Origin of the sequence: Pseudoalteromonas sp. (assembly GCF_041613455.1) — a bacterium.
Classification (GTDB): Bacteria; Pseudomonadota; Gammaproteobacteria; order Enterobacterales; family Alteromonadaceae; genus Pseudoalteromonas.
This window is the reverse complement of sequence record NZ_JBFJHD010000121.1, coordinates 1-9,427: the sequence shown is the minus strand read 5'-3', so window position 1 is coordinate 9,427 and position 9,427 is coordinate 1. Positions and strand designations below refer to the sequence as shown.

Below are 9,427 nucleotides of genomic sequence, written 5' to 3'. Positions count from 1 at the left end.
GGTCGGGTAGTTAAATGTGGTATTTACAAAGTAGTCGATATTATTGCCACCATTTTTTTGTTCCATAATAGCTTGGCCAATGTGAACAATTTCAGAGGCACGTTCGCCAAAACAATGTACGCCAAGTACTTCTTTGGTTTCGGTGTGGAATAATATTTTTAAACTACCTACTTCAGTACCAGCAATTTGCGCGCGAGCCAAATGCTTAAATTGAGCACGGCCAACTTCATACGGTACTTTAGCAGCTGTAAGCTCTTGCTCGGTTTTACCTACTGAGCTCATTTCTGGGATGGTATAAATACCGGCCGGAATATCAACAATCAGCCTGTCATCGCAGTTACCACATGCAATTGCATCAGCAGCTATACGACCTTGGTCAAACGCAGCACTTGCAAGGCTTGGATAGCCTATTACATCACCTACAGCGTAAACGTTATCAATTTCTGTTTGGTATGTTTCGTTAACTTTTAATTGGCCACGGCTATCGGCTTTTAAGCCAATGGCTTCAAGATTTAGTGTATCAGTGTTACCAGTACGACCATTAGCAAATAAAATACAGTCAGCTTTTACGCGTTTACCTGATTTTAGATGCATTATAACGCAGTCGTCACGGGTCTCTATTCGGTCAAACTCTTCGTTATGACGAATAACAATACCGCTGTTCCAAAAGTGGTAGCTAAGCGCGTCAGATATTTCAGCATCCATAAAAGCAAGTAGTCGGTCACGTGTATTAACTAAATCAACTTTAGCGCCTAAACCTTTAAATATTGACGCGTACTCACAACCAATTACACCTGCACCATAAATCAGTACACGATGAGGGTCATGCTCAAGGCCAAGTATTGTGTCACTTTCGTAAATACGAGAATGCGTAAAATCTACCTCTGGTGGGCGATAAGGGCGTGAACCCGTTGCTATAACAATCGTTTTAGCAGTCAGTCGCTCAGTTGAACCATCATTTCTTTTTACTTCAATTGTGTGCTTATCTACAAAGCTCGCATCACCTTGAAACATATGAATGCGGTTACGATCGTAAAAGCTACTACGTAAATTAGATTGCTTAGAAATAACAGAACTTGCGTGACGTAAAATATCAGGAAATGTTAAGCGGCTAGGGCGCTCACCAACATTAAATAACGGATTTGCTTTGTATTCAATATAGCGGCTAACAGAGTGGCGAAGCGCTTTTGAAGGAATTGTTCCCCAATGTACACAACCGCCACCAACTGATTCTTGGCGTTCAATAACCGCTACTTTTTTATCGTTTTTTGAAAGGTTCATGGCGGTACCTTCACCGCCAGGACCCGTGCCAATAATTATTGCATCATATTGGTATGTCACGGGTACTTTTTTTTGTTCTGGTTGTTTGGCCACAGCCACTCCTAAATTAATTAAAAGAGGCTTTTAATAACCTCGCATTAAGTGCTAGCCATGCCTGTTTTTGATTTTCCCAGGCGGCTTCCAGCTCATGGTATTGTGCCATTAATGCTGAACGTTCACACTGCTTTGCCATGTTATTTTTTTTAACTTCTAACACTTGTTTTTGTAGTGAACAATAATTTTGCAGTTTTTTCAGCAGTAAATCATATTCTTGTTGTAATAATGTAAGCTTATCTTGTGCTAAAGGCAATTTTGCAAGACGAACTTGTGTTTTGCTCATTAAAGTTTCGGCCTTGGCTTTTTCAATGCGTTCAACCGGTGTGCGCTTTAGTTTACTGGCTAAACCAAGGGCAGCTAACGAGCGAATAACCCATTTAGTGGGGTCATAATGAAACCACCTAATGCCGTTACGGTAATCACTGGCAAAAATATGATGAAAGTTATGATACCCCTCGCCATATGTAAATAGGGCTAAAAAGCCGTTGTCGCGGGCGGTATTTTTTTCGGTGTACGGACGAGAGCCCCAAATATGGGCTACCGAATTAATAAAAAAGGTAAAGTGCTGACTAAGTACTAAGCGCAGTAAACCGGCAAGTAATAACATGCCCCATACATCGCCAACTAGTAATCCTAGCGTAAGAGGTAGGCCTACATTCATTAAAAGAGCTAACTTTAAATAATGTTTGTGTTGCCACATTACAATTTTATTGCGTTGTAAATCGCGACAGTTACTGTAATCGCCGTAGCTATCAGCTTGATAGTCACGTAACATCCAGCCAATATGGCTATACCAAAAACCATTGGTTGCGGCATAAGGGTCTTTTATTGGGTCGTCAACTTGGCCGTGATGCACACGGTGGTCGCTGCTCCAATGTAGTGCACTGTTTTGCAGTGCAAATGCACCGCCTAAGGCAAACACAAACTCAACCGCCGGATGGGCGTTATAGGTTTTATGTGCCCACAATCTGTGGTAACCGGCAGTAATTGATAAGCCTGCATAAAACATACAGCCGACAAAGGCAATCCAGTGGGCACTAGAAAATCCGTAGTTAATACCATACCAAGGCACAAGCGTTATCGCGGCCAAAAAAGTAAGGCTAAAAAATAGGACGTTGGTCCAAATAAGTGGTGGTTTGTTCATAATTCTCTATCTCAGCGTACAACTGTAAGCTAAAATAATATTTCAAACTCTTGGCGTCAAGTATTAGACTGAGTAATTAAACTATTTTAATCAAAATTTGCTATAAATTCATTCAGGGAGCTGTTGATGTCGGGTGTTAGAGCGCAACAGAAACAAAAAACACGACAAGCGTTAATTGAGGCGGCATTTAATCAGTTGAGTGCCGATCATAGCTTTTCAAACTTAAGTTTACGCGAAGTTGCGCGTGAAGCCGGTATTGCACCAACTTCTTTCTATCGACATTTTAAAGATATGAACGAACTGGGTTTAACCATGGTTGATGAAGCGGGTTTAACCCTGCGTCAACTTATGCGCCAAGCGCGCCGACGCATTGCCAGCGGTGGTAGCGTAATAAATACCTCGGTGGTGACCTTTATGGAGTTTATTGACAACTCGAGTAATCAATTTAGGTTATTACTGCGCGAACGATCTGGTACTTCAAAAGCGTTTAGAGCGGCGGTAGCACGCGAAGTTAAGCACTTTATTTTAGAGTTGGCGCACTACCTAGAAAGCGAAACAAAATGCGATGCCACCCATGCGTATATTCAATCTGAAGCCATGGTAACACTGGTATTTAATGCTGGAGCAGAAGCGCTTGATTTAGAGGGCTTACAACGAGAGGAGTTAGTAGAGCGTGTTATTTGGCAATTGCGCTACATTACTCGTGGTGCAACGCATTATGTGCGAGAAACAAATAAAGAGATTTAAACAGAGTAAAAAGTTAATCTAAGCACTGTGCTTTACAGTGCTTAGTAATTTAAGCACTTTGCGGTGCTTTATTGTTAAAAAACCTCACCAAACCTTTCTTTAGTGCATAATTATTTCCGTTTAAAGCGATGTTAAATACAAAAATTAGAATTTTTATGCTTGCACCTTGTGCATGGTAATGTTAAAAATAAGCCTCACTCGACACAAATAAGAAAGCAAGATGCATATTATTCGTTTAATTACACTAAAACTGAACCTCTTACTGCTATGGCAAGTGAGCGGGGATTAGTGTGTTTGCATTGAGCTAAACATAAAAAAACCCCGCACTTGCGGGGTTTTTTTTATCTCGCGGTAGGATAAGTTAACAATAAATAGCATTGGAATGAGAGGCTGTTATGCAAGACCAAGATAAAGTATGGATTTTTGATACCACATTACGTGATGGTGAGCAGGCGCTTAAAGCAAGCCTTACCGAAGATGATAAAATTCAGCTAGCGCACACCATTAGTCGCTTAAATGTAGATGTAATGGAAGTGGGTTTTCCGGTATCGAGCCCAGCAGATTTTCGCTCCGTGCAGCGTATTGCTACCGAGGTTAAAGGGCCAATTATTTGTGGCCTAGCGCGCTCAGTTGCTAAAGACATTGAAGCATGTGGCGAAGCACTTCGTAACGCGCAGCAAAGTCGAATTCATACTTTTATTGCTACCAGTCCTTTGCACCTTGAGCACAAGTTACGCATGAGCTTGGACGATGCCACTGCTATGGCAGTTAAATCAATTAAATTAGCACGTAACTATACCGATGATGTGGAGTTTTCGTGTGAGGACGCCGGACGTACACCGCATTGGGATTTATGCCGCATTGTAGAGCAGGCAATTAAAGCCGGTGCTTCTACTATTAATTTACCCGATACAGTTGGCTTTGTAACGCCGGACGAATACGCAGGCATGATCCGCCATTTAATGAACAATGTGCCAAATATTGATAAAGCACGCTTAAGTGTGCATTGCCATAACGATTTAGGCTTAGCTGTTGCCAACTCTATTGCTGCTGTGCAAGCGGGTGCTCGCCAAATTGAGTGTACTATTAACGGCATTGGTGAACGTGCGGGTAACTGCTCACTTGAAGAAGTGGCAATGATCATGAAAATGCGCAAAGACCACTTAAACGTGTATACCGATATTAAAAGTGAAGAAATTTATCGCGCATCTCGCCAAGTGGCTAAAATTTGTAATATGCCAGTACAGCCTAATAAAGCCATTGTGGGCGAGAACGCCTTTGCACACAGCTCAGGTATACATCAAGACGGCGTATTAAAAGCGCAAAACACCTACGAAATTATGTCGCCAGAAAGTGTGGGTGTACCGAGCAACCAATTAAATATGACTTCACGCTCTGGACGCCATGTTATTGAACATCGCTTAGAAGAATTAGGCTATCAAAAGTCTGATTATGATATGGATAGTCTATACGAAAGTTTTATAGCCTTGGCTGATCAAAAAGGTACTGTATACGATTACGACCTTGAAGCGATGATTTACTTTAATCAAATTAACGACAAAGACGAAAAGTACCAATTAGAGTTTGTTAACTCGGTATCTAACTCACAATCGGTAGCCAGCTCTACTATTGGCATGTTGATAGATGGCGAAGCTAAACAAGAAGCAGCAACGGGGAATGGCCCAGTTGAAGCCTCTTTTGCTGCTATTGAGCGCTTAACCGGAATGAGCGTAGAAATGATTGAGTATAACTTAGAAGCCACAGGCCAAGGTGCAAGTTCACTTGGGCAGGTAAACATTATTGCTAAATTTAACGGCCGCCCTTATCACGGTGCCGGCATAGCAGCAGATGTGGTGGAAGCGTCGGTACGCGCTATGGTTCGTGTTTATAATTTAATTTATCGCGCACAAAAAGTGTCTGATTTAAAACAACAAAGGAAAGCAGGATGAGTAAAACAAACTACAGTGTAGCCGTATTAGCGGGTGATGGTATTGGCCCAGAAATAATGGCAGCAGCAGAGCAAGTACTGGATGCAGTGAGCAATAAGTTTGGTTTTACTCTAAACCGCGAACACCATGCAATTGGTGGGGCAGCCATCGATAAGCATGGAAAAGCCTTACCACAAAGTACAGTTACAGCCTGTGAAAATGCCGATGCTATTTTATTTGGTGCTGTTGGTGGTCCAAAGTGGGAACATTTACCGCCCGATGAGCAACCTGAGCGTGGATCACTGTTACCACTGCGCAAACACTTTGGCTTGTTTTGTAATTTACGCCCAGCGCAATTATTGCCAGCATTAAGCACCGCATCGCCATTACGCGCTGATATTAGCGAGCAAGGCTTTGACATTTTGTGTGTACGTGAGCTAACCGGTGGCATTTATTTTGGTGAAAAAGGGCGCAGCGGCGAAGGCGAAAATGAATCAGCATTCGATACGCAAAGATACTCACGTAAAGAAATAGAACGTATTGCACGTTTTGCCTTTGAAGCCGCAAAACTGCGTAGTAGCCATGTTACTTCGGTTGATAAAGCCAACGTTTTAGCATCAAGCGTACTATGGCGCGAAGTTGTTACCGAAGTAAGTAAAGACTACCCAGAAGTAAAACTTGATTATATTTACGTAGATAACGCAGCAATGCAGCTTGTAAAACAACCAAGCCAGTTTGATGTATTACTGTGCGATAACTTATTTGGCGATATTTTGTCTGATGAGTGCGCGATGATCACCGGCTCTATGGGGTTATTACCATCGGCTAGTTTGAACCAGTCGGGCTTTGGTTTATACGAGCCTGCCGGTGGCTCAGCCCCCGATATTGCAGGTAAAGGCGTGGCAAATCCGATTGCACAAATTTTAAGTGCCGCACTAATGCTGCGTTACTCATTGGGCCAAGACGAAGCTGCACGCACCATTGAAAAAGCAGTAGCTGAAGCCGTTGCAGCGGGCGTAGGTACGCCAGATATATTTCCAAACGCTGGCTATACCACCAATGATGTTGCTGCAGCGATTGTTGCGCGCATTTAACTAAAAACACATTTTAATGCCGCAGCTCCGTTAGGCTGCGGCTCAAAACAGATTAGGGGATTAGCAAGTGGCCCAAACGTTATACGACAAAATTTGGCAAGCACATACAATTGCCAGCATCAACGAGCAAACCGATTTACTTTATATTGACCGTCATTTAGTACACGAAGTTACGTCACCACAAGCCTTTGCTGGTTTGCGTGAAAAAAACCGCACTGTACGCTGCCCAGAAAAAACCTTCGCTACTATGGATCATAATGTATCGACCAAAAGTCGCTCATTGGATGCTGCTAGCGAAGTGTCGAAAAATCAATTAATGGCGCTAGATGCAAACTGTAAAGAGTTTGGCATTGTGCTTTACGATTTAAACTCAATTAATCAAGGCATAGTGCATGTTATGGGGCCAGAGCAGGGTATAACTTTGCCTGGCACTACCATAGTATGTGGTGACAGCCATACGTCGACTCATGGTGCATTTGGTGCGCTTGCTCACGGTATTGGCACCTCAGAGGTTGAACACGTATTAGCAACGCAAACATTGCAACAAAAAAAGGCTAAGTCGTTAAAAATTCAAATAAATGGCCGTTTGCGTCCCACCGTTACTGCAAAAGACTTAATTATGGCGGTTATTGGTAAGTTAGGTACAGCGGGTGGCACGGGCTACGTTGCAGAATTTTGCGGTGAAGGAATTGAAGCGTTGTCGATGGAAGCACGTATGACGTTGTGTAATATGAGTATAGAAATGGGTGCCAAAGCAGGTTTAATTGCTTCTGACCAAATCACTTATGATTACCTAAAAGGTCGCCCATTTGCTCCTAAAGGCGCTGATTTTGACGCAGCTGTTAAGTATTGGGAAACATTAAAAACAGATGATGGTGCGCAGTTTGATCATGTTGTTGAGCTAGAGGCCAGCTGCATTCAGCCACAAATTACTTGGGGCACTAGCCCAGAGCAAGTGATTGGCGTAGACGAGTGTATTCCTGATCCTGATAAAGAACCTGACCTAATTAAAGCTGATGCGATCCGCAGTGCATTAAAGTACATGGGCCTAAAAGCGGGCGAAAAGTTATCAAGTGCAAAAGTAGATACCGTGTTTATTGGCTCGTGCACCAATAGTCGTATTGAAGATTTACGTGCAGCAGCAAAAATAGTCGAAGGCAAAAAAGTAGTTGCCGGTATTGAAGCGTTAATTGTACCGGGTTCTGGTTTAGTTAAAAAACAAGCCGAAGACGAAGGCTTAGCAGATATTTTTAAAGCAGCTGGCTTTGAGTGGCGTGAACCGGGTTGTTCAATGTGTTTAGCAATGAACGACGACCGCTTAGGTGCAGGTAAACGCTGTGCATCCACCTCAAATCGTAACTTTGAAGGACGTCAAGGCCGTGGCGGGCGCACCCATTTGGTTAGCCCTGCAATGGCCGCTGCGGCAGCTATACATGGTCACTTTGTTGATATTAGAGGAGAAGCCTAATGAGCATTTATTTTAGTGGCTTAATGGCCCCATTGGATAAAAACAACGTGGACACGGATCAAATTATTCCAAAGCAGTTTTTAACCTCAACCAGCCGCGAAGGCTTTGATGCCGCATTATTTTATGATTGGCGCTATTTAGAAAATGACGAGCCAAACCCTGATTTTATTTTAAATCGTCCTTGCTACCAAGGCGCGCAAATATTACTAACGCGCGACAACTTTGGTTGTGGGTCATCACGCGAACACGCGCCATGGGCACTAAAGCAATATGGTTTTGAAGTGATTTTGGCTGAAAGCTTTGCCGATATTTTCTTCAATAACTGTGGCAATAATCAAATGTTAGCCATTGCACTGCCTGGCGATACGCTAGAGCAATTATTTGTGTTAAGTGAGCAACATGACGATATTCATATCGACATCGATCTTGAAAATCAAACACTGACTAGCACTAAATTTGCCCCCATTAGTTTTGATATTCGCAAAGACGTAAAAGAGCGTCTATTAAGCGGCCTAGACTTTATTGGCGTAACCGAAACGCTTAACCCACAAATAGACGCGTTTGAGCAGCAACTTGCTGCAGAGCGTCCTTGGCAGTAAGTTGTTAAAATAAATAAAAAGACGTATTTAGCGCAGCATAAGCTGCGCTTTTTTATTTTAGCAGCAACACATTAATTGTTTTATCAATTTGTTCAAAATAAAAATGCAGTAGCTAAACTAGCGGCGGAAATGGCTGCTATTATTAATAAGTTTATCCTTTTAAAGGTTTGAAAACGGGTTACTTTCGAGTCATCTATGGTCGCAAAAAAGCCATTTTTAAATGATTCAGCAAGGTTGGCATGTGCTGTTCCATCTAAAGAGTTTTGGGTAAGCTTTTGCCATTCATTTGGGTGTTGCTGAGCAAGGTATTTACATAGGGAAAGGTAATAACGATTTTGTAAAATCAATAATAATATGACTATTATTAAGCCTATATAATTTGTCATTTGGTTCTGCGCTCCATGCTAGTTATTAATTTTACAGTTGGCAGTATTTAATTATTATATTTTTTTTGCAACAATTTATATTTTAAAATTATCAGCGAGTTGCAAGTATCATTTGTTGATTACTCCTGCACTTTGGTGGTTCATCGTGATTACTTCCTTTAAGTGAGTTAAAGGGCTATGGTACTAAAAACTATTATAAGGAATATGTGATGAAATTATTAACTGCAGCCACTTTATTATTGGCTTCATCAACTGTTGTAGCAAGCCCTGCGCCTTTGGTGTCTATTGCTAGCCACGATGCGTTTTTTAGTAATATTGCTGCACATTGCGGTAAAGCTTATGAAGGCAAGGTAAGTGTTGATAACGCCGCGGGACCAAGCTCGTTTGCGGGCAAAAAATTAGTAATGCATGTACGTAAATGTACCGACAGTGAGCTGCAAGTGCCATTTCATGTGGGTGATGATGCATCGCGCACTTGGATTATTACTAAAACGGGCAGTGGCTTAAGCTTAAAGCACGACCATCGCCATAAAAATGGTTCTAACGACATCTCAACTATGTATGGCGGGCATACAAATGATGCTGGCTTTGCACAAATGCAGTCGTTTCCTGCCGATCAATATTCAAAAGAATTATTTGTTGCACAAGGGATAGCACAGTCGGTAGGTAATACTTGGCAAATGT

At 42.2% G+C, this 9,427-nt stretch carries 9 protein-coding genes; 6 read left to right on the top strand and 3 right to left on the bottom strand.

Annotated features, from left to right (window positions below; genetic code table 11):
- Both sthA and ABYB02_RS11420 read right to left on the bottom strand, forming a co-directional pair.
- Nucleotides 1–1,374 (bottom strand): Si-specific NAD(P)(+) transhydrogenase (sthA, locus tag ABYB02_RS11425; RefSeq protein ID WP_372762578.1); only part of this gene is annotated, 1,374 nt, incomplete at its 3' end.
- Nucleotides 1,375–1,387: 13 nt separating this feature from the next.
- Complete coding sequence (locus ABYB02_RS11420) at nucleotides 1,388–2,521, bottom strand: acyl-CoA desaturase (RefSeq protein ID WP_372762577.1); 1,134 nt, start codon at nucleotides 2,519–2,521, stop codon at nucleotides 1,388–1,390.
- 126 nt (nucleotides 2,522–2,647) lie between these two features.
- Here ABYB02_RS11420 and fabR point away from each other — a divergent pair, with 126 nt between their 5' ends.
- The 5 genes from fabR (at nucleotide 2,648) to leuD (ending at nucleotide 8,357) form a co-directional block, all read left to right on the top strand.
- The gene (gene fabR, locus ABYB02_RS11415; protein WP_372762576.1) at nucleotides 2,648–3,268 is read left to right on the top strand and encodes an HTH-type transcriptional repressor FabR; all 621 of its coding nucleotides are present in this window, start codon (nucleotides 2,648–2,650) and stop codon (nucleotides 3,266–3,268) included.
- A 395-nt stretch (nucleotides 3,269–3,663) separates the two neighbouring features.
- Complete coding sequence (gene leuA, locus ABYB02_RS11410; RefSeq protein ID WP_011329522.1) at nucleotides 3,664–5,217, top strand: 2-isopropylmalate synthase; 1,554 nt, start codon at nucleotides 3,664–3,666, stop codon at nucleotides 5,215–5,217.
- Nucleotides 5,214–6,290 carry a 3-isopropylmalate dehydrogenase gene (leuB, locus tag ABYB02_RS11405; protein ID WP_011329521.1) on the top strand — a complete coding sequence of 359 codons (1,077 nt, stop codon included), beginning with the start codon at nucleotides 5,214–5,216 and terminating at the stop codon, nucleotides 6,288–6,290. The genes leuA and leuB overlap by 4 nt, the downstream gene beginning before the upstream one ends.
- A gap of 67 nt (nucleotides 6,291–6,357) precedes the next feature.
- The gene (gene leuC, locus ABYB02_RS11400) at nucleotides 6,358–7,758 is read left to right on the top strand and encodes a 3-isopropylmalate dehydratase large subunit (protein ID WP_089368871.1); all 1,401 of its coding nucleotides are present in this window, start codon (nucleotides 6,358–6,360) and stop codon (nucleotides 7,756–7,758) included.
- Nucleotides 7,758–8,357 carry a 3-isopropylmalate dehydratase small subunit gene (gene leuD, locus ABYB02_RS11395; protein WP_011329519.1) on the top strand — a complete coding sequence of 200 codons (600 nt, stop codon included), beginning with the start codon at nucleotides 7,758–7,760 and terminating at the stop codon, nucleotides 8,355–8,357. Before leuC ends, leuD begins: the two co-directional genes overlap by 1 nt.
- Before the next feature lie 92 nt (nucleotides 8,358–8,449).
- On the opposite strand, the gene ABYB02_RS11390 is transcribed toward leuD, so the two are convergent.
- Nucleotides 8,450–8,743 carry a hypothetical protein gene (locus ABYB02_RS11390; protein ID WP_011329518.1) on the bottom strand — a complete coding sequence of 98 codons (294 nt, stop codon included), beginning with the start codon at nucleotides 8,741–8,743 and terminating at the stop codon, nucleotides 8,450–8,452.
- A 209-nt stretch (nucleotides 8,744–8,952) separates the two neighbouring features.
- On the opposite strand from ABYB02_RS11390, the gene ABYB02_RS11385 reads away from it, so the two are divergent.
- Nucleotides 8,953–9,427, top strand: a 475-nt coding sequence (locus tag ABYB02_RS11385) for a hypothetical protein (RefSeq protein ID WP_372762575.1), incomplete at its 3' end; no start/stop codon positions are given.

Excerpts from the sequence above, each read along its gene's own strand:
- ABYB02_RS11420 (WP_372762577.1), bottom strand. The coding sequence starts at position 2,521 with ATGAACAAACCACCACTTATTTGGACCAACGTCCTATTTTTTAGCCTT.
- fabR (WP_372762576.1), top strand. The coding sequence starts at position 2,648 with ATGTCGGGTGTTAGAGCGCAACAGAAACAAAAAACACGACAAGCGTTA.
- leuA (WP_011329522.1), top strand. The coding sequence starts at position 3,664 with ATGCAAGACCAAGATAAAGTATGGATTTTTGATACCACATTACGTGAT.
- leuB (WP_011329521.1), top strand. The coding sequence starts at position 5,214 with ATGAGTAAAACAAACTACAGTGTAGCCGTATTAGCGGGTGATGGTATT.
- leuD (WP_011329519.1), top strand. The coding sequence starts at position 7,758 with ATGAGCATTTATTTTAGTGGCTTAATGGCCCCATTGGATAAAAACAAC.
- ABYB02_RS11390 (WP_011329518.1), bottom strand. The coding sequence starts at position 8,743 with ATGACAAATTATATAGGCTTAATAATAGTCATATTATTATTGATTTTA.